This is a genomic window from Phytohabitans sp. LJ34 (genome assembly GCF_052068095.1).
GTDB lineage: Bacteria > Actinomycetota > Actinomycetes > Mycobacteriales > Micromonosporaceae > Phytohabitans.
The window spans coordinates 338,608-361,276 of sequence record NZ_JBQHDG010000007.1; the positions used below are offsets into that span (position 1 = coordinate 338,608).

22 protein-coding genes are annotated in these 22,669 nt (G+C 72.4%); 15 read left to right on the forward strand and 7 right to left on the reverse strand.

What is annotated here, in order from left to right; all coding sequences use genetic code 11:
• Positions 1-52: 52 nt before the first annotated feature.
• On the forward strand, positions 53-613 hold the full coding sequence (locus tag ACTMTJ_RS15595; RefSeq protein WP_441217115.1) for a GNAT family N-acetyltransferase: 561 nt from the start codon (positions 53-55) through the stop codon (positions 611-613).
• Between the two features lie 10 nt (positions 614-623).
• On the opposite strand, the gene ACTMTJ_RS15600 is transcribed toward ACTMTJ_RS15595, so the two are convergent.
• On the reverse strand, positions 624-767 hold the full coding sequence (locus ACTMTJ_RS15600; protein WP_441217116.1) for a hypothetical protein: 144 nt from the start codon (positions 765-767) through the stop codon (positions 624-626).
• Between the two features lie 163 nt (positions 768-930).
• Between ACTMTJ_RS15600 and ACTMTJ_RS15605 the strand changes: the two genes are divergently transcribed.
• From ACTMTJ_RS15605 to ACTMTJ_RS15625, 5 genes are all read left to right on the forward strand, one after another.
• Positions 931-1,155, forward strand: a complete 225-nt coding sequence (locus ACTMTJ_RS15605; protein ID WP_441217168.1) for an RNA polymerase sigma factor — start codon at positions 931-933, stop codon at positions 1,153-1,155.
• A complete protein-coding gene (locus tag ACTMTJ_RS15610) occupies positions 1,086-1,232 on the forward strand; it encodes a hypothetical protein (RefSeq protein WP_441217169.1) in 147 nt (48 codons plus the stop codon). Before ACTMTJ_RS15605 ends, ACTMTJ_RS15610 begins: the two co-directional genes overlap by 70 nt.
• A gap of 130 nt (positions 1,233-1,362) precedes the next feature.
• A complete protein-coding gene (locus ACTMTJ_RS15615; protein ID WP_441217117.1) occupies positions 1,363-1,584 on the forward strand; it encodes a hypothetical protein in 222 nt (73 codons plus the stop codon).
• A gap of 109 nt (positions 1,585-1,693) precedes the next feature.
• A complete protein-coding gene (locus ACTMTJ_RS15620) occupies positions 1,694-3,718 on the forward strand; it encodes a S8 family serine peptidase (protein WP_441217118.1) in 2,025 nt (674 codons plus the stop codon).
• Positions 3,691-4,179, forward strand: coding sequence for a hypothetical protein (locus ACTMTJ_RS15625; RefSeq protein ID WP_441217119.1), 489 nt, complete (start codon positions 3,691-3,693; stop codon positions 4,177-4,179). The genes ACTMTJ_RS15620 and ACTMTJ_RS15625 overlap by 28 nt, the downstream gene beginning before the upstream one ends.
• Positions 4,180-4,195: 16 nt before the next feature.
• Here ACTMTJ_RS15625 and ACTMTJ_RS15630 read toward each other — a convergent pair whose 3' ends face one another.
• The gene (locus tag ACTMTJ_RS15630; RefSeq protein WP_441217120.1) at positions 4,196-4,789 is read right to left on the reverse strand and encodes a type VI secretion system tube protein Hcp; all 594 of its coding nucleotides are present in this window, start codon (positions 4,787-4,789) and stop codon (positions 4,196-4,198) included.
• A gap of 242 nt (positions 4,790-5,031) precedes the next feature.
• Here ACTMTJ_RS15630 and ACTMTJ_RS15635 point away from each other — a divergent pair, with 242 nt between their 5' ends.
• From ACTMTJ_RS15635 to ACTMTJ_RS15650, 4 genes are all read left to right on the forward strand, one after another.
• Entirely contained in the window at positions 5,032-5,964 is a 933-nt protein-coding gene (locus ACTMTJ_RS15635) for a hypothetical protein (protein WP_441217121.1), read from the forward strand.
• A 156-nt stretch (positions 5,965-6,120) separates the two neighbouring features.
• Positions 6,121-7,359 (forward strand): MFS transporter, encoded by a 1,239-nt coding sequence (locus ACTMTJ_RS15640; RefSeq protein ID WP_441217122.1) that lies wholly within the window; start codon positions 6,121-6,123, stop codon positions 7,357-7,359.
• Positions 7,356-9,452 (forward strand): molybdopterin oxidoreductase family protein, encoded by a 2,097-nt coding sequence (locus ACTMTJ_RS15645; protein ID WP_441217123.1) that lies wholly within the window; start codon positions 7,356-7,358, stop codon positions 9,450-9,452. Before ACTMTJ_RS15640 ends, ACTMTJ_RS15645 begins: the two co-directional genes overlap by 4 nt.
• The gene (locus tag ACTMTJ_RS15650; protein ID WP_441217124.1) at positions 9,449-10,870 is read left to right on the forward strand and encodes an FAD-dependent oxidoreductase; all 1,422 of its coding nucleotides are present in this window, start codon (positions 9,449-9,451) and stop codon (positions 10,868-10,870) included. Before ACTMTJ_RS15645 ends, ACTMTJ_RS15650 begins: the two co-directional genes overlap by 4 nt.
• A 67-nt stretch (positions 10,871-10,937) precedes the next feature.
• Here ACTMTJ_RS15650 and ACTMTJ_RS15655 read toward each other — a convergent pair whose 3' ends face one another.
• Positions 10,938-11,420 (reverse strand): quercetin 2,3-dioxygenase, encoded by a 483-nt coding sequence (locus tag ACTMTJ_RS15655; protein WP_441217125.1) that lies wholly within the window; start codon positions 11,418-11,420, stop codon positions 10,938-10,940.
• 173 nt (positions 11,421-11,593) lie between these two features.
• Between ACTMTJ_RS15655 and ACTMTJ_RS15660 the strand changes: the two genes are divergently transcribed.
• From ACTMTJ_RS15660 to ACTMTJ_RS15680, 5 genes are all read left to right on the forward strand, one after another.
• Positions 11,594-13,222 (forward strand): FAD-binding oxidoreductase, encoded by a 1,629-nt coding sequence (locus tag ACTMTJ_RS15660; protein WP_441217126.1) that lies wholly within the window; start codon positions 11,594-11,596, stop codon positions 13,220-13,222.
• A 29-nt stretch (positions 13,223-13,251) separates the two neighbouring features.
• A complete protein-coding gene (locus ACTMTJ_RS15665) occupies positions 13,252-13,992 on the forward strand; it encodes an SDR family NAD(P)-dependent oxidoreductase (protein ID WP_441217127.1) in 741 nt (246 codons plus the stop codon).
• Positions 13,993-14,028: 36 nt separating this feature from the next.
• Complete coding sequence (locus ACTMTJ_RS15670) at positions 14,029-14,346, forward strand: DMT family transporter (protein WP_441217128.1); 318 nt, start codon at positions 14,029-14,031, stop codon at positions 14,344-14,346.
• A gap of 67 nt (positions 14,347-14,413) precedes the next feature.
• Complete coding sequence (locus ACTMTJ_RS15675; RefSeq protein ID WP_441217129.1) at positions 14,414-15,469, forward strand: nitronate monooxygenase; 1,056 nt, start codon at positions 14,414-14,416, stop codon at positions 15,467-15,469.
• Positions 15,470-15,628: 159 nt separating this feature from the next.
• Complete coding sequence (locus ACTMTJ_RS15680) at positions 15,629-18,658, forward strand: ATP-binding protein (protein ID WP_441217170.1); 3,030 nt, start codon at positions 15,629-15,631, stop codon at positions 18,656-18,658.
• On the opposite strand, the gene ACTMTJ_RS15685 is transcribed toward ACTMTJ_RS15680, so the two are convergent.
• Genes ACTMTJ_RS15685 through ACTMTJ_RS15700 form a run of 4 tightly spaced genes read right to left on the reverse strand, consistent with a single transcriptional unit; the run spans position 18,633 to position 22,663 of the window.
• The gene (locus ACTMTJ_RS15685) at positions 18,633-19,532 is read right to left on the reverse strand and encodes an NAD-dependent epimerase/dehydratase family protein (RefSeq protein WP_441217130.1); all 900 of its coding nucleotides are present in this window, start codon (positions 19,530-19,532) and stop codon (positions 18,633-18,635) included. The two genes, ACTMTJ_RS15680 and ACTMTJ_RS15685, sit on opposite strands and share 26 nt — an antisense overlap.
• Before the next feature lie 22 nt (positions 19,533-19,554).
• Complete coding sequence (locus ACTMTJ_RS15690; protein WP_441217131.1) at positions 19,555-20,418, reverse strand: SDR family oxidoreductase; 864 nt, start codon at positions 20,416-20,418, stop codon at positions 19,555-19,557.
• Entirely contained in the window at positions 20,415-21,557 is a 1,143-nt protein-coding gene (locus tag ACTMTJ_RS15695) for an NAD(P)/FAD-dependent oxidoreductase (protein ID WP_441217132.1), read from the reverse strand. Before ACTMTJ_RS15695 ends, ACTMTJ_RS15690 begins: the two co-directional genes overlap by 4 nt.
• A complete protein-coding gene (locus ACTMTJ_RS15700) occupies positions 21,557-22,663 on the reverse strand; it encodes a 3-dehydroquinate synthase II family protein (RefSeq protein WP_441217133.1) in 1,107 nt (368 codons plus the stop codon). The genes ACTMTJ_RS15695 and ACTMTJ_RS15700 overlap by 1 nt, the downstream gene beginning before the upstream one ends.
• Positions 22,664-22,669: the final 6 nt, after the last annotated feature.

Consider the following 22,669-nt stretch of genomic DNA (forward strand, 5'->3'; position numbering starts at 1 on the left):
TTCCGCGAAAGTCGGATGTGTAGCCGCCGTACGGAGGTTAACGTCCAGCTTCATGAGGATCACCACCTTACGCACCGAACGCCTCGAGCTTCGTCCGGTACGCGACGACGACATCGACCGGATCCTGGAGTACCGCAACCTGCCCGAGGTCAACCGGTGGCTGCTGCACACCGAGGTCGACCCGGTGTCCCTCCGGGCGGTGTGGCGGAAGGCGGCCGAGGATCCCGACGACCACAGCGTCGCGGTGACCCTCGACGGCGTGGTGATCGGCACCGTCTCGCTGGAGCTCCTCGACGGCATGGGCCAGCCCGGCATGCCGGCGCGGACGGAGGCGCTGCTGGGCTACATCTTCGACCCGGCGTACGGCGGCCACGGCTACGCGACCGAGGCTGTCACCGCGATGGTGGCGCACGCGTTCGACCGGCTGGGCGTTCGACGGATCACCGCCGGCTGCTTCGCGGACAACCTCCCCTCGGTGCGGATCCTGGAGAAGGTCGGCATGCGTCGTGAGCAGCACGGCGTCGGCGACTCCTGGCACGCCGAGCTGGGCTGGGTGGACGGCTACACCTACGGCCTGCTCGCCGACGAGTGGCGCCGCGGGACGGCACCATAGGGTCGGAAGATCAGTCGTAACCGGGCGCGCGCGAGGCCAGGTACAGCACCACCACGATGGCCAGAATCAGCGATACGAGCGCCAACGCGACGAGCAGCAGGTCGGTGCCGCAGGTGCGCCCGCGGCGAACGGGGCCGGGCTCCAGGTTCCTCATCGCCACCTCCGTGCGTTTACGCACGGCGGCCTCGCGACGCTGCGTACCTTTCCGGCGGTGAGGTAGGCGGATCGGAGCGCTGAGACGTCTATGGGACGTGGGAGGGCGGCAGGAGGACTTCGCGGAGTTCTACGCGACGTACCGGGACGGGTGCCTGCGAGCGGTGCTGGCCACGGTCGGTGACCGGACGCTTGCGGAGGATCTCGTCGCGGAGGCGTTCGCCCGCGCGTGGGGCGTCGTGGAGCAAGGTCAGCCGCCACCCGCCCCGCAAGCGTGGGTGGTCCGCACCGCGTACAACACGCACGTGTCGTGGTGGCGCTGCGGATCTTCCTCGACCTCGACACCCAGGCCACGGCCCGCGTGCTGGACATCGCGGCGGGCACCGTGACGGCGCACTTGTCGCGTGCCGTCGCCTCGCTACGCGAGCAGCTGGCCACCATCGACGCTCGGGACGGTGGAAAATGACCGACAACCAGGTGCTGGACGCCCTGAGAGAGTCTTTCGCCGGCGTGCGGATGACCCGTCCATTGGAGACGGTCCTGGCACGCGGGCGCGGCCACCGCCGCTGGCGGTGGCCGCGGCGGGATGCGCGCTGATGCTGGCGGCGGGGCTGGTGCTCGCCGCGGCCGGCGGTCCGCGGGACGTGCGGCCGCCCGACCGCGCCGACACCACCCGACCCCAGCTGGCCGCGGCGGGCGCACCGGCAATCGTGCGGATCGGCACCTGCACCTGGCCGTCCCCGAGCCGCGACTACCGCGGCGAGGGGTTCAGCGCGGGCGTGATGGCGCCGGGCGGCACGGTCACCTGCGCACCCTGACCCGAAGCGTGCCCGCACAGCCGCGTGATCGGTTTCGCGGCTCGGTTGACCTCGTGCTGTATACAAGAATGGTCCATAGTGGATACGTCTCGACACGGGGGAGACACAAGTGTCCAAGCTTCAGAGAGTTGGCGGCATCGCCTTGGCCGTCCTAGTGGCGGCGGCAGGTGTTTCGAGTGGTGGTGCGGCCTTCGCCGCCGCTCCCACCACCGACATCGTCGGCGCCGGCGCGGTCGGCGCCGTCAAGGACCGCTACATCGTCGTTCTCAAGGACAAGAAGGCCACCGCCGCGGGCGTGGCCACCGAGGCCAAGGCCCTGACCAGGGCGTACGGCGGCGCGGTGAGCCACACCTACACCGCGACGGTGCGGGGCTACGCCGCGCGGATGACCGAGGCGCAGGCGCGGAAGGTGGCGGCCGATCCGGACGTCGACTACGTCGAGCAGGACAGCAAAGTGTCCAAACACGACACTCAGCCCAACCCGCCGTCGTGGGGGCTCGACCGGGTCGACCAGCAGTGGCTGCCGTTCGACAGGTCCTTCACCTACCCGACCGCGGCGGCGAACGTGCACGCGTACGTCCTCGACACCGGCATCTACATCGCCCACCAGCAGTTCGGTGGCCGCGCCGGCTACGGATACGACGCCGTCGAGATCGACGAGCGCCTCCGGGACGGCGACGACATCCCGGAGGACTGCGACGGCCACGGCACGCACGTGGCCGGCACCATCGGCGGCCGTGACTACGGTGTCGCCAAGGGCGTGCGGCTGGTCGCCGTGCAGGTCATCGACTGCCAAGGTGGCGGATACACCTCCGAGATCATCGCCGGCGTGGACTGGGTGACCGCCAACGCCGTCAGGCCCGCGGTGGCCAACATGAGCCTCGGCATCAAAGAGCCGGCGAGCGAAATGGCCGCCCTGGACGCCGCGGTGCGCGCGTCGATCGCGTCCGGCATCAGCTACGCCGTGTCCGCCGGCAACGGCGACCTGACCGGTCGCCCCCTCGAGGCCTGTACCCAGTCGCCGGCCCGGGTGCCCGAGGCGATCACCGTCGGCGCCACGGACGAGGCCGACTTCCGCATCACGTCGACCAACTACGGCTCCTGCGTGGACATCTTCGCGCCCGGCCACCAGATCGCGTCGTCCGTCCCCGGCAGCGACACCGCCGTCGACCGGTACACCGGCACCTCGATGGCGAGCCCGCACGCCGCGGGCGCGGCCGCCCTGCTGCTCTCCGCCAACCCGGCGTGGACTCCGGAGCAGGTGCGCAACAGGATGGTCGGCGCGGCGACCCGGGGCGCCGTGCGCAACGCGCGGTCGACCGACCGGCTGCTCCGCATCGGTTCCGGCCTTCCGCCGACCACCGGCCTGCGCGCGCTGGCCAACAACAAGGTCGTCACCACGCCGAGCGGGGGCGCGTCGCCGTTGATCGCCAGCGCCGGCGTCGTCAACACCTGGGAGCAGTTCGACCTGGTCGACGCCGGCACCGGGTACATCGCGTTTCGGGCCAGGTCCAACGGCAACTACGTCTCCGCGGAGAGCGCCGGCACCAAGCCACTGATCGCCAGCCGCCCCGCGATCGGTGACGGGGAAAGGTTCGAGCTCGTCGACAACGCGGACGGCACGATCAGCTTCAAGGCGAAGGCGAACGGCAATTACGTCTCGGCGGAAAGCGCCGGCACCAAGCCACTGATCGCCAGCCGCCCCGCGATCGGCACCTGGGAGAAGTTCGCCTGGGCGTCGCCGGTGTCGGTGATCAGCTTGCGGGCCGCCGCGAACGGCAAGATCGTCTCGGCCGAGAGCGCCGGCGCCAAGCCACTGGTCGCCAGCCGCACGGCGGTCGGCACCTGGGAGAAGTTCGACATGATCGACCTCGGCAACGACACGATCGCGCTGCGGGCGCACGCCAACGGCAGGTACGTCACGGCTGAGGGCGCCGGCGCCCAGCCGCTGATCGCCAGCCGCACCGCGATCGCCTCCTGGCAGACCTTCTACCTCGACCACCAGGGCGTCGGCATCGCGCTCCGATCCGCCGCCAACGACCGCTTCGTCTCCGCCGACAACGCCGGCGCCTCCCCGCTCATCGCCAAACGCGTGGAAACCGCCGAATGGGAGTGGTTCTCCTACCAGTACTGACGACAAAAAGTCCACTCGCGGCCGCCGCGAGCCTGGTCGGTGCCGCGCTCACGGTGGAGGCGGTGGCCCGATGGGCGCGGACGCCACCGCCCCACCGCGCCACCTTCCGCCGGGCTGTGGTGGGGGCCGCGGTCGCCCTCGGCTGTTTCTGGGGCTGCGCCGTCTACGCCCAGCAGACCGGCGCACGGCTGGCGGCGTCGTGGGCGGCGGACCCGCGGCAGCGGCCGGCGGCGGTCATCCACAGCACCGAGGATCTGCGGCTGTCGGGCGCCTGCGTCGTCGTGACCCAGGCGCCCGGCAAGGACGGCGACTACCGCTACCGGTACTCCGGCTTTCGGCTTCTCATCTACAGCAACCAGCGCTGGTTTCTGATACCGGAATGCTGGCGGTCGAACGGACCCGCCGCGGCGGTCGTCCTGGTGGACGACAGCAGGCTGCGGGTCGAGCTCGCACCACCGTAACCCCGGCGTCGACCGGTCACGCCACGGTGAACTGGCTCTGGCTGACCACCGTGCCGTTACGCAGGAACTTCCAGGTGATCTGCCGGAACGCGAAGAAGAACTGGACCGCGCCGCCGGCGTCGACCGCCACGTGCGTGAGGACCGCGTCGGCGAGGTCGACCCCCAGGTACGCCGTGGCCGCACACCGCTTGGCGTCGGTACACAGCGTCAGCGCCACCGTGCGCATGTGACGGCCGGTGGTGACATTGCGGAACAACGCCGGGTATCCCGCGTCCAGCACCCCGGTGACCTGGAGGTCGGCCACCTGCGGCTTGCCGGCGCCGCCACCACCCGCGGTGACCGGCGACTTGACCACGTCGGAGAACTTGACCACGTCGATGCCGCCGGCGATCGCGGTGCCCTCCCCGGTGACGCCATCCACGACGATCCCGCCCTGCACCGCTCCCGGGGCAGGCACCGCCAACGCGGCCACGATCGGCGCGGCCGCGGGTGCCGGCAGGGCCGCGCTCGAAGCGTTCGCCACCTGCACGCCGCCAACGGCTACCCCGGCTGCCACGACGACGACGACAGCGGAAACCAGCACGCCGCGGCCGCCCGTCCATCCCCTCATGCCCATCTGCGCATCCCCCTCCAGACACCGGCCACCCACCGCGGGCGGCCACATCCCATACGACGATCCGGCGCTCGGAGGGTCACTGTCAGCCGGTCATCCCCGACTGTCGCCTTCCGGACCCATCCGGAGCATCGCCGGAACACGGCTGGTCGGCGCATAGACCGGACCGCGTCCGCGATGACAGCGGTCGCGGGGCGGCGGGAAGCACCTCGGGACCGTACCGCTGGCAGAATGGGCGCGTGGACGCGCCGGCGGTTTCCTATGACGACCTGGACCGGCTGGCGGATGCCGGGCGCTGGCAGGAGCTGCTCCATTTCGCCGCCAAGGTGGACGGGGCACCGCTGGGGCAGCGGCGGGAAGTGGCCCACGTCGTGGCGTTGGAAGCACCGGCCCGCGTCGCGGTCGCCGCCGCCGAGCTGTTTCCCGATGAGGACACGGCGTTTCCGGGACCTCTGTGGGAGGTGGTCGCCCACCGTCCGTGGCGAGACCTCGAACCGCATTTCACCAACGCGCGCACCCGCTACCTGGTCGCCCACACTCGTGTACTGCACGGCGAGGATCTGCGTGGCGTCACGGATCTGGAGTCGCCGCGGCCCGGTCCCCCGCTGAAGCTGGAGCCGTGGGAGTCTGCCCGCTGGGACGGCGAGTGGGACATACCCACATATGACCGCAGGGGTGGCTCGGGCTGCGTCATCTGGGCTTTTCCTCGTGAGCGGCCCGATCCTGTCGCGCTGCCGCCGAGCGAGGTCGCACCGGCACACCACGACGCGGTGCCGGTGCTCGACGCACTGTCCGAGGCGGTCGAGGCGAGTGCGTATCGCGGCACCGCGTGGGAGGCGGCGTCGGTCGTCGCCGCGTCCGGGGACGCCTGCCAGGCCTGGCAGGTCCCGTTCGCGGACGCGTATCCCCACCTGGTGCATCTGGCCAGCGGCGAACGACCCTACGAGTACTGGACCGGGCAGGCCATCGGGCGGATCGCGCTGTGGACGGCGTTGGCCGCCATGGCCGGCACCACCACCGGCGCCGACCCGAAGCCGGTCACGGCCCTCGTCGAGCGGCTGCGGTGCGTCGGTTGGCGGGAGGCCGACGAACCCGGCTGGTACCTGCATCTGGCCCTGGAAGATCCCGACCAGGAAATCGCCTGGGTCGTCACCGGCCACGACTCCGACTAGGCCGGCGGGCTCTCCGTCCACAGACGACGGTTACTGATCGTGAATCCCGAAACTACGTGATGTGTGCGTCTTCCGCTGCTGCGAGTGTCCCTCTCGTCGGGCTGCGGAGGGAAAGCGATGCGTCCTGCGGTGGGAGCGCCACGAGTACGACCGGCGGTGCGATCGGACCGGTGGCTGCGCGACTGGGCGCCGGACGACCCGGTCTTCTGGGAAAGGACCGGCCGGCGCATCGCACGGCGCAACCTCGCCCTCACCATCCTCACCGAGCACATCGGCTTTTCCGTGTGGGGTTTGTGGCCGGTGCTCGTGGTGTTCATGACCCCGGGACACGGCTTCACACTCACCGGCGCGGACAAGTTTCTGCTGGTGACCGTCGCGACCCTGGTCGGCGGCGCGGCGCGGCTGGGGTACCCGGTGGGGCTGGCGCGCTACGGCGGCCGGCTCTGGGCGGCGGCGAGCACCGCGGCGTTGCTGGTGCCCTGCGCGCTGACCGCGGTGTTCCTGCACCGGCCGCAGACGCCGCTGTGGGTCTTCCTGCTGCTCGCCGCCCTGACCGGCCTCGGCGGCGGGAGTTTCGCCTCGTCGATGGCCAACGTCAACCTCTTCTACCCGGAGACGTCGAAGGGCGCCGCGCTCGGTCTCACCGCGGCCGGCGGCAACCTCGGGATCCCCGCGATCCAGCTGCTCGCCCTGTTCGTGCTGATGGGCGAGCGGGGGCATCCGGCGACGGTGGCGCTGGTCTACCTGCCGCTGATCGTGGTGGCCGCCGCGGGCGCGCTGCTGTTCATGGACAGCGTGCCGATGAACCGGCCACCCACCGGTGCCCCGGTGCTGCTGAACCCGGCCACGTGGACAATCTCGCTGCTGTACGTCGGCACGTTCGGCTCGTTCATCGGCTACAGCTTCGCGTTCGGGCTTGTCTTGCAGGCCGAGTTCGGCATGGATCCGCTGCGGGCGGCGTCGGTCACGTTCGTCGGTCCGCTGCTGGGCTCGCTGGCCCGGCCGCTCGGCGGGCGCGTGGCCGACCGGTGGGGCGGGGCACGGGTGACCCGCTGGGTCTTCCTGGTGATGGCGTCGGCGACCGTGCTGGTGATCGCGGCCAGCGCCGCCGGCTACCTGGTCGCCTTCCTCACCGGGTTTCTGCTGCTGGTCGTGGTCAGCGGGTTCGGCAACGGCTCCACGTACAAGATGATCCCGGAGGTTTTCGGCGCGCACCGGCACACCGCGGCGGTGATCGGCTTCGCCGGCGCGGTCGGGGCGCTCGGCGGGGTGGCGGTCAACCTCGCGTTCCGGTTTTCCTACCAGGACGCCGCGGGCACCGGCGCGCCCACTTTCGTCGGCTTTCTCGCGCTCTACGTGTCCTGCCTGTTCGTGCTCGGGCGGAGGCGGGTGTGACCACCGTGGACTCGCACTGCCCGTACTGCGCGCTCCAGTGCGGCATCACGCTGGAGGGCGCCGGCGGGTCGCCGGCGGTGCGCGTGGCGCCCAGGGACTTTCCGACCAACCGCGGGCGGCTGTGCGGCAAGGGATGGTCCGCGGCATCGGTGCTGGCCGCTCCCGACCGGTTGACCACGCCGTTGCTGCGCCGGGACGGGCGGCTGCGGCCAGCCGGCTGGGACGAGGCGCTCGACCTTGTCGCCGCGCGGATCACCGCCATCCGGCGGGCGGCCGGACCGGACGCGGTCGCGGTCTTCGGCGGCGGCGGGCTGACCAACGAGAAGGCGTACCAGTTGGGCAAGTTCGCGCGGGTCGCGCTGGGCACCTCGCAGATCGACTACAACGGGCGGTTCTGCATGTCGTCGGCCGCGGCGGCCGGGCAGCGCGCGTTCGGCGTCGATCGCGGGCTGCCGTTTCCGGTGACCGATCTGGACGGTGCCGACGTGGTCCTGCTGGCCGGCGCCAACCCGGCGGACACCATGCCGCCGCTGCTCGCCCACCTGGAGGGCGCCCAGCTCATCGTGGTGGACCCGCGCCGCTCGGCGACCGCGCGGTGGGCGGTCAGCCGGGGTGGGTTGCACCTGCGCCCGGAGCCCGGCACCGACCTGGCGGTGGCGCTCGGCCTGCTGCACGTCGCGCTCGCCGAAGGATGCTGCGACAAGGAGTACATCGCGGCCCGCACCACCGGCGTGGAACGGGTGCGCCGCCTTGTCGCGGCGTGGTGGCCGGAGCGGGTCGAGCGGGTCAGCGGGGTCGGCGCCCCCGAGCTGCGCCGGGCGGTGGCGCTGCTGGCCGGTGCCCGCCGCGCGGGCCGCGGGGTGTACGTCCTCACCGGACGCGGGGTGGAGCAGCACGCCGACGGCACGGCGACGGTCGGCGCCTTCATCGACCTGGCGCTCGCACTCGGACTTCCGGGTACGCCGGGCAGCGGGTACGGCACGCTCACCGGGCAGGGCAACGGGCAGGGCGGCCGCGAGCACGGGCAGAAGGCCGACCAGCTGCCCGGGTACCGGCGCATCGACGACCCGGCGGCCCGCGCGCACGTCGCGGCGGTGTGGGGTGTGCCGGCCGACTCCCTGCCCGGCCCCGGCCGGTCGGCGTACGAGCTGCTGGACGCCGCGGGCACTCCCGGCGGCCCGCGGGCGCTGCTCGTGTTCGGCTCCAACCCGGTGGTCTCCGCACCGCACGCCGGGCACGTGGCCGACCGGCTGGCCGCGCTCGACCTGCTGGTGGTCGCCGACTTCGTGCCCTCGGAGACGGCCGCCCTCGCACACGCGGTGCTGCCTGTGACGCAGTGGGCGGAGGAGGACGGCACGATGACCAACCTCGACGGCCGGGTATTGCGCCGCCGCCGGGCGGTTGCCCCGCCGCCCGGCGTGCGATCCGACCTCGACGTGCTGCACGGACTCGCGATCCGGCTGGGGCAGCCCGCCGGGCGGTTTCCCACCTCGCCCCGCCGGGTCTACGACGAGCTGCGCGCCGCGTCGGCCGGCGGCCCGGCCGACTACCGGGGCATCACCTGGGAGCGGTTGGAGGCGGGTGCGGCGCTGCACTGGCCGTGCCCGAGCCCTGACCATCCGGGGACACCGCGGCTGTTCACCGAACGGTTCGCCCATCCGGACGGACGGGCCAGGTTCACCGCCACCGGGTACGTCGGGGCGGCCGAGCAGCCGGACGGCGCGTTCCCGGTGCGGGTCCTGACCGGGCGGCTGCTCGCGCACTACCAGTCCGGGGCGCAGACCCGGCGGGTACCGGCTCTGCTGGAGGCCGAGCCGGTGGCCTCGGTGGCGATGCACCCGGACACGGCGGCCCGCGCGGGGCTCGCCGACGGCACCCGGGCGCGGCTCGTGGGGCGCCGCGGCACCGCGTCGGTCACCGTCCGAATCGACGCCGATCTGCCGCCCGGTACGGTCTTCGTGCCGTTCCACTTTCCGGGTGAGCAGCGGGCCAACCTGTTCACCGATCCCACACTCGACCCGGTCTCCCGGATGCCGAGCTTCAAGGTGTCCGCGGTCCGCCTGGAGCCCGACCCGCGCGGGGAGGCCCGATGAGGTCCGGGCGCGGCGCGCGTGTCGTGGTCGTCGGCTACGGCATGGCCGGCCACCACCTCGTCGAAGAGCTGCGGCGGCGCGGCGTGGACGCTCCGGTGACCGTGCTGGCGGCCGAGCGGCGGCCGGCATACAACCGGGTGATGCTCTCGGCCGTGCTCGCCGGCACCGCCACCGCCGACACCGTCGAGCTGCCCCGCGTCGACGCGGACCTGCGGCTGGGCATGCCGGCGGTCCGGCTCGACGCCGCCGCCCGCCGGGTGTGGCTCGCCGACGGCACCAGCCTCGGGTACGACCACCTGGTCCTGGCCACCGGATCCCGGCCCCTGCTGCCGCCGGTGCCCGGCCTGTCCACTGTGGATGGCGCACCCGCCGAGGGCATTCTCACGTTCCGCACCGTCGACGACTGTGACGGCATCGCGCGGCTGTCCGACCATGGGCCGGTCGCGGTGCTCGGCGGCGGCCTGCTGGGCGTCGAGGCGGCCCGCGGGCTGGCCGGGCGCGGCGCGACCGTGGTGCTGGTGCATCCGGCCGGTCACCTCATGGAACGGCAGCTCGACCCGGGCGCCGGCGCCGTGCTGGCGGACGCGGTACGCGCGTACGGCGTGCAGGTCCGGGTCGGCGTCGGTGCCGCGTCGTGGACGCCGGGGCCGGTCAGCGGCGGCACCCTCAAGCTCACCGACGGCACGTCCCTGGAGTGCGCGGGTGTGGTGGTGACCGCCGGCGTGGCGCCCGAGGTCGACCTGGCCCGCACCGGTGGCCTGCTGGTGCGGCGGGGCGTCGTGGTGGACGACCGCCTGGCGACCTCGGCACCGGGTGTTTCCGCCATCGGCGAGTGCGCCGAGCACCGCGGCCGCTGCTACGGGCTTGTGGAGCCCTGCTGGGAGCAGGCGCGGGTGCTGGCCGACCTGATCTCCGGCGCCGCACCGCAGGCCCGGTACACGGGTACCCCGCAGGTCGTCCGGCTCAAGGCCCGCGGCATCGACGTGGCCGTGGTGGGTGAGGTGCCCGACGCCGCGGGTGTCGAGACCGTCTGCGTGTCCGACGCCGGGCGCGGCCGGTACGGCGTGCTCGCCATCCGCGCGGAACGCCTGGTCGGCGCCCTGCTGGTGGGGCTTCCCGATGCCGCCGGGCCGGTGACGCGGCTGCTCGACTCCGGCGCGCCGGTGCCGGCCGACCGGCTCGGTCTGCTGCTGCGCGGCGACACCGACCAGGTGACGGAGCCGGTCGGCGCGCTGCCGGACGCGGCGCTGATCTGCCGGTGCCTGGGCGTGACGAAAGGGGCGCTTGTGACGGCACGGCGCCTGGGGGTGGAGGGTCTTGACGGGGTGCGGGCGGCCACGCGCGCCTCGACCGGCTGCGGCGGCTGCGCCCGGACCCTCACCGAGCTGTGGAGCTGGCTGGACGCCGAGGCCGCGTGAGCCCTGGGGGTGCCCAGGGCGCACGCGGCCTCGGCGAACCGCTCCACCTCTTCCATGCCGTACTGGCTCAAACCTCTTCCATGCCGTACTCGGCGAACTTCCGCATGATGTCGTCGGTGTACTCGATTCCCGGCGGCTGCGGCTCGCCCGGCACCACCGGGTGGCCGATGTCGAGGAAGAACTGCTCGAACCCGCCGGGCAGAAAGAACCCGAGCATCTTCACGGTCGACTCGCTGACGTTCTTGAAGGCGTGCGGCGCGCCCCGCGGGATGTAGATGAACGATCCGGGCTGGGCGATGAACGTGTCGCCGTTCGCCTGGAGCTCCAGCTCACCCTCCAGCAGGTAGAACGCCTCGTCCTCGTTGCGGTGGATGTGCAGCGGCGGGCCACTGCCCGGCTCCACCAGGGCCTCGAGCAGGCCGAGGGGACCGCCGGTCGACTCCTTGCTCGCCTTGACCGTGTACCGGTCGCCGAGGAAGGTCCACACGCTCGGGCCCTCACCGGCCGGCACGTACTGCGCTTGCTTACCACTTTGCAGGTGCAGGCTCACTATGTCCCTCCGTTCGTACGTCGCCGAGGCAACGATGGACCGCCGCGCGCGGTCGGCACATCACGTCTTCACGCGTTGTCGGGGGCCATAAAGCATCCCGTACTTACGTGATGTAGCGCGCCGCCCGAGCCGACATGCTGAGGCGACTCAACCCGATCGAGAAAGGCTGGTAGATGACCACGTTGTCGCGTCGACGACTGCTGCGCCGCACGGCCGTGCTCAGTGGTGCGGTGCTGGGCGGTTCGGCCCTGGCGACCGGCGCCGAGGCGTCCGGCGCACCGGCACCCGCCGGCGCCGCCGAGGTCGCTCCGACGACCGTGCGGCGCGGGGACGCGCGCTACGCGGGCCTGACCCGTGGTCAGAACAACCGGTTCGTCAGCTCCCCCGACGAGATCTGCCTCCCCCGCACTACCGGGCAGGTGGTCCGGGCGGTGCAGGACGCGGTGCGGGCCGGCCGGCGGATCTCGGTGCGCAGCGGCGGGCACTGCTACGAGGGGTTCGTCGACCACCGCGAGGTCAAGACGATCGTCGACATGTCCGAGATGAAGGGCATCCGCTACGACCCCACCCGCAACGCGGTCGAGGTCGAGGTCGGTGCCAGCCTCGGCCAGCTCTACTACACGCTGTTCAAGCGGTGGGGCGTCGTCCTGCCCGGCGGCGCCTGCTACTCGGTCGGTGTCGGAGGGCACGTGCCCGGCGGTGGATACGGCCAGATCAGCCGCAAGCACGGCTTGATCATCGACCACATGTACGCGGTCGAAGTCGTGGTCGTCGACCAGCAGGGACGCGCGCAGGCCGTCGTGGCCACCCGCGACCCGTCCGACCCCAACCGGGACCTCTGGTGGGCGCACACCGGCGGTGGCGGTGGCAGCTTCGGCATCGCCGTGCGCTACTGGTTCCGCTCCCCCGGCGCCACCGGCACCGATCCCGCCCGGCTGCTCCCGGCGGCGCCGTCCGAGCTGTGGATCAGCTCGGTCTCGTGGGACTGGGACGGGATGACCGCCGACCGCTTCGCCCAACTGATCCGCAACTACGGCACCTGGCACGAGGCCAACAGCGCCCCCGACTCGCCGTACGCGGACCTGACCGCCCGCCTGGAGCCGACCACCCGCGCCGCCGGCCCGTTCAGCATGACCATGCAGATGGACGCGACCGCCCCCGACTCCGAGCGGCGGCTGCGCGCGTTCGTCGCCGCGGTCAACGACGGGGTCGGTGTCGAGCCCACCGTGACGCAGCACCGCCGGATGCCGTACCTGCACGCCACCGGGTGGCCGGCGGTCTGGATGCACGCGCCGACCGACCGGTACAAGTACATGTCCAGCTACCACCGGCGCGGGTTCACCGAGGCGCAGATCGCGGCGCTGTACCAGGGCCTCACCGAGACCGACTACGACCACCCGGTCTTCGTGGTGACGATCGCCGGCTACGGCGGCAGGGTCAACGCGGTCGACCCGTCGGCGACCGCGGACTCGCACCGCGACTCGGTCATGAAGCTGCTCTGGGGCACCGCCTGGGCCAACCCGGAGGACGACGAAAAGCACCTCGCCTTCCACCGGGGCGTCTACCACGCCGTCTACGCCGACTCGGGCGGCGTTCCGGTGCCCAACAACGTCACCGACGGGTGCTTCATCAACTACGCCGACGCCGACCTGAGCGACCGGCGCTGGAACTCGACCGGGGTGGCCTGGCACGACCTGTACTTCAAGCACAACTACCCGCGTTTGCAGCAGGTCAAGGCCGCGTGGGATCCGCTGAACGTGTTCTCGCACGCCCAGTCGATCCGGCTTCCCGGTCAGCAGTAGCGAAAACACCACGAGGAAAGGGCAAGAACGTGTCCACGCTTGAGGGCAAGGTGGCGCTGGTCACCGGCGGCAGCCGCGGCATCGGCGCCGCGATCGCAACCCGACTGGCCAAGGAGGGCGCCGATGTGGCTCTCACCTACGCCACCACGGGGGAACGGGCGAAATCCGTAGCGGACGCGATCAAGGCGGAGGGTCGGCGCGGGCTGCCGATCCAGGCCGACAGCGCGGACCCGCAGGCGGTGGTGGCGGCGGTCGAGCGCACGGTCGCCGAGTTCGGCCGGTTCGACATCCTGGTCAACAACGCCGGCAACTTCCCTTACGGCCCGATCGACAAGGTGACCCTGGAGGAGATCGACACCTCCTTCGCGATCCACGTCAAGTCCGCGTTCGTGGCCGCGCAGGCCGCCCTGCCGCACATGCGCGAGGGTGGGCGGATCATCAGCATCGGGTCCTGCTGGGCCGAGCGCGTACCGGTGACGGACGTGACGCTGTACTCGCTGTGCAAGACCGCGCTGATCGGGTTCACCCGCGGCCTGGCGCGTGACCTCGGCCCGCGCGGCATCACCGTCAACCTGGTCCACCCGGGCCCGACGGACACCGAGATGAACCCGGCCAGCGACCCGGCGGCCGAGTCCGAGCGCCTGCTCACCGCGTTGGGGCGGTACGGCACGCCGGACGAGATCGCCGCCACCGTCGCCCACCTCGCCGGGGAGGGCGGCAACTGGATCACCGGCGCCCAGTTCTCGGTCGACGGTGGCTACGCCGCATGACGCATCGCACCGAATGATCAGGGAAATGGCATAGCCATGGCGTGGTTGATTCTGATAGTCGCCGGTCTGCTGGAGATCATCTGGGCGATCGCCTTGAAGAACTCCGACGGGTTTCGCAAGATTTGGCCCTCCGTGGTCGGCATTTCCTTTTCCGCGTTGAGCTTCGTGTTGCTCACCGCCGCATTGAAGTCGCTGCCGGTGGGCACGGCGTACGCGGTATGGGTCGGCATCGGCGCGGTCGGCGTGGCCGTCACCGGGATCGTGCTGCTAGGCGAGGAAGTCTCGCTTTCGCGGCTGGGATTCCTCGCCATGATCGTGATCGGCGTTATCGGTCTACGTCTCGTAGAGAACTGAGTCAGCAACGTCCCGTGCCCGCCGGGTTGACCGGCGGGCGTGGGCTTTTTCGGCGCGAGGTGAGCTGGTGGACGTACGTGACCTCGCGGCGCCGGTGATCGCCGCACCGATGGCCTGCGGGCCGTCCCTTCCCGGGCTCGTGGCCGCCGTCGGCCGGGCGGGCGGGCTCGGTTTCCTCGCCGCCGGCTACAAGACGCCGGAGGCGGTCCGCACCGAGATCCACGAAGTCAAGGCGCTGTCCGACGCGCCCTTCGGGGTCAACATCTTCTGGCCGGTCCGCGGCGCGGCGCTCGACGTCGACATCGCCGAGTACACCGACCAGCTGAGTACCGAAGCGGCCCGGCAGCGCGTGGGGCTCGGCCTGCCCTTCGGCGATGACGACCACCTGGCCGAGAAGGTGGAGCTGGTGCGCCAGGAGGGGGTGCCGGTGGTGTCCTTCGTGTTCGGCCTGCCCTCCGGCGAGGTCGTCGACGCCCTGCACGAGGCCGGGGTGACCGTGCTGGTCACCGTCACGACGCCGAGCGAGGCCCTGGCCGCGGAGGCGGTCGGCGCGGACGCCGTGATCGCCCAGGGCGTGGAGGCGGGCGGGCACCGCGGTGGTTTCACCGACGTGTGCGGCATCGGCGAGTACGGCCTGCTGGCGCTGCTGCGCCTCATCACGCGCACCTGCCGCCTGCCGGTGATCGGCGCCGGTGGTGTCGCGGACGGCGCGGCACTCGCCGCCGTGCTCGCCGCGGGGGCGGTCGCCGCGCAGATCGGCACGGCGTTCCTGTCCTGCCCCGAGGCGGGCACCGACCGCCTGCACCGGGCGGTGCTGGGCACTTCCCGGCAGACGATGTTCACCCGCGCGTTCACCGGGCGGCGGGGACGCAGCATCGTCAACGGCTTCATGAACCGTCACCCGCTCGTGTCGACGCCGGCGGCGTACCCCCAGGTGGATCATCTGACGCTGCCCCTGCGGGCGGCCGCGCTGGCGGCCGGCGACGCCGAGGGCGTCGCGCTCTGGGCCGGTCAGACGCACTCGCTGACCGAGCCGTACCCCGCGGAGCATCTGGTGCGGCGCCTGTGCGTCGAGGCACGCGCGGCGCTCGCCGCCGCCGGCGCGATAGCGTCCGGGATCTAGCGGACTGTCCCCAATGGGGTGGCGCATACGCCGCCGGCGGACGGATGGCTAATCATCGATGTAGCGGTATGGCTACGGACCGGATACGCTTCTTTTGATCGCTTTCCGGAGGCCTCGCCATTTGCGGTAGTGCGCATTACCTTCTTCGCCGCAACCTTGATGGCGGTGGCCACGCAATCTCACACGAGAACCGGTCCACCCGAGCCCTACCTCGCATCGGAAGGTCAACCCGTGTCTGTGCCGAAGTCGATCTGGCAATATGCCGCGCTTCCGCTATCCGAGCAGGCGACAAACGATGATCGCTGGTCCGCGATTGCACCGGAGATACGGCGCAGACCGCGCGAAAACACCAACAGGTGGCGGGTAGGATGGCCGGCGTGGACGCGTCCCCAGCATAAGTCCAGCCCACTCGTGGGCCGGGAGTCGCTGTTGTTCGAGCTGCACCGGGCGCTGCGCGAGACGGCTCGGGGCGCCGGTGGCTGCGTCGTGCTGGAGGGTGCCGCCGGGATCGGTAAGAGTCGCCTACTCGAGGCCGCCGCTGAGGCGGCCGGCGCGGCCGGCGTGACGGTGGCCGCGGCCCGGGCGATCGAGCTGCACTTCGCCGCGCCGCTGACCACCATGCGCAGTCTGCTCCAGTCCGTCGCGCCCAGCGGTCTGGATATCTCCGGTATCGACGAGGCTGACCAAAACCCGCAATGGTGGATCGACCGGATCGGCGAGCGGATCGAACACTACGTGCGCTCGCGGAGCCTGCTTGTGGTGCTGGACGACGCGCACTGGGCGGACGAGCTGACCGCGCTCGCGCTGCGCATACTGGTGCCCGAGCTCTCCTCCTCCCCCGTGCTGTGGCTGCTGTCCCGCCGGCCGGCACCGACCCGCGGATACGCGCAGGAGGCCATCGACTGGCTGATCAGTGAGGGTGCGACGCGGCACGAGCTGCGACCGCTGGAAGACGACGCGGTCTTCGAGCTGTGCACCACGCTGCTCGGCGCCACACCCGACGCGAGCGTGCTGGCCACCGCGCACCGCAGTGGCGGCAACCCTTTTCTGCTCGAACAGCTGCTCACCACGCTGTGCAGCGCCGGGCAGGTGAGGGTCACGGGCGGCACCGCGACGCTGGTCGGCGACGAGCTCACCGACGACTTCCTGACCGCCGTCGACCAGCGCCTGCGCGACCTGTCCGAGCCGGCCCGCCGGCTGCTGGACGCCGGTGCCGTGCTGGGCCGGCCGTTCTCCGTGCACGAGGTGGCCGGGCTGCTGGAGCAGTCGGCGATCGAGCTGCTGCCGACCGTGCAGGAGGCGGTGTCCGCGGCGATCCTCGTCGACGACGGCGCGGAGCTGGCGTTCCGCCACGACCTGATCCGCGAGGCGCGCTACAACCGGCTGCCCGGCCCGGTCCGCCGGGCGCTGCACCGCGAGGCCGCCTCGGTCGTGCAGCAGGAGGGGCGCTCGCCGGTCGAGGTGGTCGAGCACCTGGTGCGGGCCGGCGGCCACAACGACGCGCTGGCGGTGAGCGTGCTGCGTCAGGCGATGACCCAGATCGCGCCGACCGCGCCCAATACCGCCGCCGACCTGATACTGCGGACGCTCGACCTGATCAGCGAGCACGACCCGGCGCGGCCGCGGTTGATCGCCGACGCGGTCCGCCTGCTGGCGCTGGCCGGCCGCGTCGTGGAGGCGACCAGGCTGGGCGAGGGCGCCCTGCACGCCGGGCTGGAGCCCGACGACGAGCTGGAGCTGTTGCTCGGGCTGGCCGAGGCGGCCAACGTCATGGGGCACAGCGCCGAGGTGGTGCAGTACACGTCGCGTGCCATCGCACGGGTGGCCGAGACCGACCCGATCCGGGCCGAGCTGCTCGCCATCCAGGCGTTCGCGCTGCTCGACGACATGAACGACGCCGCCGCCGACGAGGCCGGGGCGGCGGCGGCCGCGTTGGGCGCGTCCACCGGCGAGTACGCCGCCCTGGTCTGCGGCATCTCCGCGCGCAGCGTGGGCGCGCGGATGCGCGGCGACCTGGAGGCCGCGGTCAGCCTCGGCTCGGACGCGGTGCGGATCACCGACCGGGTCGGTGGGGAAAGCCGCCGGCGGCATCCGCGGCTCTGGCTGGCCGCCGCGCTGACCGCGGTCGACCAGTTCGAGGAGGCGGACGCGGCGCTGGTAGCCGACCAGCGCGAGGCCGACCGCCTCGGCACCACCTGGGCCCAGCCGCGCTGGTATCACCACCGGACCACGCTGCGCATCGCGGCCGGGCGGCTGGACGACGCGGTCACCGAAGCGGAGACCGGAATCCGGGTGACCGAGCAGCTCTGCGCCCCGGCCAAAAGCCTGCCGCTGCTCACCATCCTGGCGCAGCTCGCCATCCAGCGCGACGACATCGCCGCCGCCACGGAGTACCTGCGGCGGGCGCGGCAGATCGTCGCGGACGGGCACACGGCCGGCGCCGACGACGTGGCCTGGACGGACGCACAGCTGCGCGAAGCCGTCGGTGAGCCGCCGGCCGAAGCCCTGCGGTCGATCGCGCCGCTGGCTTCCGACGCCCGCCTGCGCACCGCGCTGCTCACCCGCGACCCGACCGCCGGTCCGCGCGTGGCCCGCATGGCCATCGCGGGTGGTGACCTGGAGCTGGCCGAGGCGATGTCCACAACCGCGCGGCAGATCGCCGACCGCAACAGCGGCGTGCCGTCGCTGGCCGGCACCGCCGCACACACCGAGGGCCTGTTGCACCGGGACATCGACTCCCTCCGCGCCGCCGTCGACGCCTTTCGCACCGGACCCCGGCCGCTGGCCACCGCCGCGGGGCTGGAAGACCTCGCGATGCTGGAGGGCGGGGCGGGACACCGTTCGACCGCGGTCGAGCTGATGAAGCAGGCGCTGCGGCTCTACGCGGACTGCGGCGCCAAGCGGGACGCCGCCCGGGCGCAGCGAGGGATGCGCGCGCTGGGCGTGCGGTTCCGGATGCGGCCGGGCTCGGTCGGGCGCAACTCCGGGTGGGAAAGCCTGACCGAGTCGGAGCTCCGGGTGGTCCGGCTCGTGGCCGAGGGGTTGACCAACCGCGAGGTGGCCGAGCACCTCTTCCTGTCACCGCACACTGTGGACAGTCATCTGCGGCACAGCTTCGCCAAGCTCGGTGTCAAGAGCCGGGTCGAGCTGGCCCGACGGGTGCTCATCCGCGACGGCCGGGCAAGCTGATCGGGGCCTGGTCGGTCGGCCAGATGCCGTGCTCCGGGCGCCAGCCCAGCAGTTGCCTGGCGCTCTCGGCGAGGACCCGTTGCGAGGGCAGGTCGGGTGCCTCGTCGGGGGCACGGCGCGGGGGCGGCGCGCCGCAGAGCAGGGCGAGGCGGTCGAGGTAGTCGGCGACCCGGATCGGCTCGTCGGAGATGTTGAGCACCGCTCCCGGCAGGCCGGCCTCGGTGGCCGCGACGACCGCGGCCGCGAAGTCGCGCACGTTGACCAGCGAGACGAACCGCCGGCCGTCACCGGTCACCGGCAGCCGGCCGGCGCGCAGGTCGGCCCGCTGCTGGTCCTGGACCGTACCGGGTCCGACGAAGCGCGCGCCGCGCAGGAGCGTCCAGCGGGTCCGCGCCGGCGGAATCTGGCGGACGGTCGCTTCGAGCGCGCGGATCGGTGCCACCACGGCCGCGCGCTCCAGGGCCGGATCGAACGGCGCCGACTCGTCGAGCCAGCCGTCGCCGCCGTCCTGGTACGCCATGGTGATGCTCATCTGCACCAGGCGGGGCACACCGGCCCGGCGGACGGCGTCGACGAGGGTCCGGGTGCCCTGCACGCGCACCAGCGTGTTCGCCTTCCAGGCGTCGGGCTGGCTCGGGTCGTGCGGTATCGCGGTGGCGACGTTGACGGCGGCGTCGTAGTCGGGCAGCAGCCGGTCCAGCACGGTGGCCGCCCGCGGCTCCAACAGGCTCACCGTCACGTGTCCGGCCGCCGGCGGCAGCGAGTCCGCCCGCCGGCCCGGGGAGAGCACGAGCACCTCGTGTCCCCGGGCCAGCAGCAGCGGCACCAGGTGGCGGCCGAGCACGCCGGTCCCGCCGACGACGAGCGTCTTCATCGACGTCCTCCACAGTAGACGTTCACGGGCGGCGCAGTCGATCGGCCAGTTCCTCGGCCACCACGTCGAAGGTGCGCGGCGGGCGTCCGGTCAGATCCCGCACGGCGGTGGTGACCACCTCCGCCTGCCCGGCTCGGTACGTGCCGTAGAGCTCCAACCGGGCGCGGACCGCCCACTCCGGCTGGCCCGCCGCCAGCATCGCCCGTTCCGCCTCCTCCGGCCGCACGTCGAGGTGCCGGATGGTCCGGCCGGCCACCTTGGAGAGGTGCTCGGCCATCTCGGCGTAGCTCAACGCGTGCGGGCCGGTCAGGTCGAAACGCGCCGCCTGGTCCTTCGGCGGCCAGATGAGCAGCCGCGCCGCGACCGCCGCGATGTCCCGGGCGTCGATCATGCTGACCCGGGCGTCGCCGGTGGGCATGACGATCGCGTCCCGCTCGGCGACGGTGCCCAGCCACTGCGCGGCGTTCTGGGCGAAGGCGTTGGGCCGCAGCACCACGTGCCGCAGCCCGGAATCGGCCAGCGCCCGGTCGCCACGCCCGTGCTGGCGCTGCACCAGCGCGTCGGCCGACTCGTCCGCGCCCAGCGAGGAGAGCTTGACGACATGCGTGACGCCGGCCCGCGCGGCCGCCTCCACCAGCGACACCTGCCACTCGTCCTGCTGCGGGCTGAACGGGGTGAGCAGGAACAGCCGCCGTACCCCGGCCAGCGCCGTCGGCATGGTCTGCGGCCGGCTGAGGTCGATCGGCACGGGGTCGCCGAGGCCGGCGACCGCGCCGAGCCGGACGGACCGGCCGCGGACCAGGAGCCGGGGCCGGAGGCCGGCGGCGGCGAGTTCCTTTACCAGCGCCTGGCCCACGGTCCCGGTCGCCCCGGTGAGCGCGATCATCGCGGCGACCCGCTGGTCGCCAGCGCCCGCTCACCCGCCCGCTCCAGTTCCACCGGCAGCCGGTTGTGCTGTGCCGCGTCGGCCAGCAGCTCACCCAGCACCGGCGCCAGCTTGAAGAGGTTGTGACCGGTCGAGGCCGTGACGCCGTCGGTGTGCCAGCCGCCGAAGGAGTCGCTGCCGGCGGGCAGCTTGCTCATCACGCAGACCCGCACCCCGACCGGTGTCGGCTCCAGGCCGGGCAATGCCCGCCGCACGTAGGCGCTGACCCGCCGGACGTGCTCGTCCATCGTGCGTCCGGCGGGCAGCGCTCCCTCGTCGGTGAGGGCTATGTCGACGCCGTCGCCGATGAGGCCGACGACGTACTGGCCGGTGCGGCCGATCGGCGAGCCGTACACCATCTCGCCGTTGGCGCCGGAGCGGTCGACCCAACACGGCAGCGGGCCGCCGATGGCCTCCGGGCGCACCTGGTAGTGCGGCCGGGCGTGCAGGGCGCAGTGCAGCGGTATCCGCAGGCCGACGCCGGAGGCCAGCTTGGGTGTGGCGGTGCCGGCGCAGATCACCACGTGCCGCGCGCGGTAGATGGCCTCGTGCGTCTGTATCTCGATGCCGCGCCCGTCACCGGGATCGGTCACGCAGTGCACGTCGGCCATCACCACCCGGCCGCGCGTCCACTCCGTCAGCGCCGCGATGGTGCGCCGCGCCCGGATGGCGCCCGCGCCGGGGTCCACCAGCAGCGGACCGTCGACCGGGCCGAGCGCGGCGAAGACCTCGCGGTGCCGGTCGGCGGAGACGAAGTGGTGCGGTACGCCCCGCCGGGCCAGCGCCGCCACGTCGGCCGGGCCCATGCCGGCGTAGACCGCGCCCTCGTCGCCGATCAGCCGGCGCCCGTACCGCTCCTCCCAGGAGCGGTACCGCTGCCGCGCGGCGACGGCGAGCGCGACCGTGTCCTCGTGGTCGTGCCGGTGGCGGAAGGTGCGGGTGAGACCGCCGGACTGGCCGCTGCCCGGCGGCCGGCCGTCGAAGCAGAGCACGTCGGCGCCGCGGCGCGTCAGGGCGTCGGTCGTGGCGAGCCCGAGCACGCCGGCCCCGATCACCGCCACGTCCAGCGGACGGCGAAGGTCCCCATTGGACGAACTCATCACTTCTCCAGGCAGAACTCGGTGATGGGGTGGCCGACGTGGCGGTCCTCGGCCGGCAGGTAGCCGAGCAGGCGGTCGCCGGGCTTGAGCTCGGTGCTGTTGAGCACGGTCCCGCCCGGCCCGAGCACCCGCACGTGCCAGTCGTCCTGGAGGATCAGGTTGACCACCGTCCCGTTCGGCGCGACCGCGTCGACGGAGAGCAACGGCCTCGACTCGATCTTCACGCGGCCCACCGTGACCTCGCGGGTCTCGCCCTTGACGTCGACGGCGAGCACCTTGCCGCCCGAGGTCAGCTCGCTGAGGTAGTTGGTGCGGCCGTTGGCGGAGAGGGTGTACGAGTGGATCGCACCGGCGTTGACCCGGAAAGGGCGGGTCGGCATGTACGGCAATGGGTGCGTCTCGCTCACGCACAGCACCATGCCCTTGGAGTGCGAGCCGACGAGCATCCCCTCGTCCGGGCGGAAGTGCGTGCAGGTGTCGACGCAGGCCCGCTCGCCCATGCCGACGTGCGTGGTCCGCACCACTTCGAGCTCCACGAGGTCGAGGTGCGGTGCCTTGGTCTCGGCGATCTGAGCCAGCTTGGTGGCCTGGCCGACGCCGGTGGGTGCGAGCAGCACGCCGTCCGAGCCGTGCTCCAGCACGCCGAACACGATCTCCGCCTCGGTGACGTCGGCGACCTGGGTGATCATGCTGCCGGTTGCCTTGGCGGCCGAGGCGATCACGATCTCCAGCGGGATCTTCGTGGGGTCGCGGAACTTCAGCAGGCAGAACGGGTCGGTGCGGGCGGCCGCGCAGGCGTCGTCGAGGGTGGCCGCGTCCACGATCTCGACGTAGCGGCCAAACCGGACGTCCGGGTGGCGCAGGCTCAGCTCGGCCGGCTCGCCGTGCTCCGCCGGGTCGACGATGACGATGTCCACCGTGGACAGGTCTTCGGGCAGCGCGCGGTGCTGTGGGAAGAGCACTTTGCGGACGGTCGGCGGCAGCGGTTCGAGGTCGGCCACGTCGTCGGCGAGTACGGCGTCGAGACGGTGGTGGATCGCCTCGGCTACGATCGCGGCCTTGGCCTCACCGGCGTCGCGGATGTCAATCCAGCAGAGTTTGTCCACAGTGGT

Coding starts and splice junctions, on each gene's coding strand:
- ACTMTJ_RS15670 (WP_441217128.1), top strand. CDS start 14,029: ATGGCGTGGTTGATTCTGATAGTCGCCGGTCTGCTGGAGATCATCTGG.
- ACTMTJ_RS15680 (WP_441217170.1), top strand. CDS start 15,629: ATGGCGGTGGCCACGCAATCTCACACGAGAACCGGTCCACCCGAGCCC.
- ACTMTJ_RS15615 (WP_441217117.1), top strand. CDS start 1,363: ATGCTGGCGGCGGGGCTGGTGCTCGCCGCGGCCGGCGGTCCGCGGGAC.
- ACTMTJ_RS15660 (WP_441217126.1), top strand. CDS start 11,594: ATGACCACGTTGTCGCGTCGACGACTGCTGCGCCGCACGGCCGTGCTC.
- ACTMTJ_RS15630 (WP_441217120.1), bottom strand. CDS start 4,789: ATGAGGGGATGGACGGGCGGCCGCGGCGTGCTGGTTTCCGCTGTCGTC.
- ACTMTJ_RS15625 (WP_441217119.1), top strand. CDS start 3,691: ATGGGAGTGGTTCTCCTACCAGTACTGACGACAAAAAGTCCACTCGCG.
- ACTMTJ_RS15685 (WP_441217130.1), bottom strand. CDS start 19,532: ATGAAGACGCTCGTCGTCGGCGGGACCGGCGTGCTCGGCCGCCACCTG.
- ACTMTJ_RS15600 (WP_441217116.1), bottom strand. CDS start 767: ATGAGGAACCTGGAGCCCGGCCCCGTTCGCCGCGGGCGCACCTGCGGC.
- ACTMTJ_RS15650 (WP_441217124.1), top strand. CDS start 9,449: ATGAGGTCCGGGCGCGGCGCGCGTGTCGTGGTCGTCGGCTACGGCATG.
- ACTMTJ_RS15595 (WP_441217115.1), top strand. CDS start 53: ATGAGGATCACCACCTTACGCACCGAACGCCTCGAGCTTCGTCCGGTA.
- ACTMTJ_RS15695 (WP_441217132.1), bottom strand. CDS start 21,557: ATGAGTTCGTCCAATGGGGACCTTCGCCGTCCGCTGGACGTGGCGGTG.
- ACTMTJ_RS15690 (WP_441217131.1), bottom strand. CDS start 20,418: ATGATCGCGCTCACCGGGGCGACCGGGACCGTGGGCCAGGCGCTGGTA.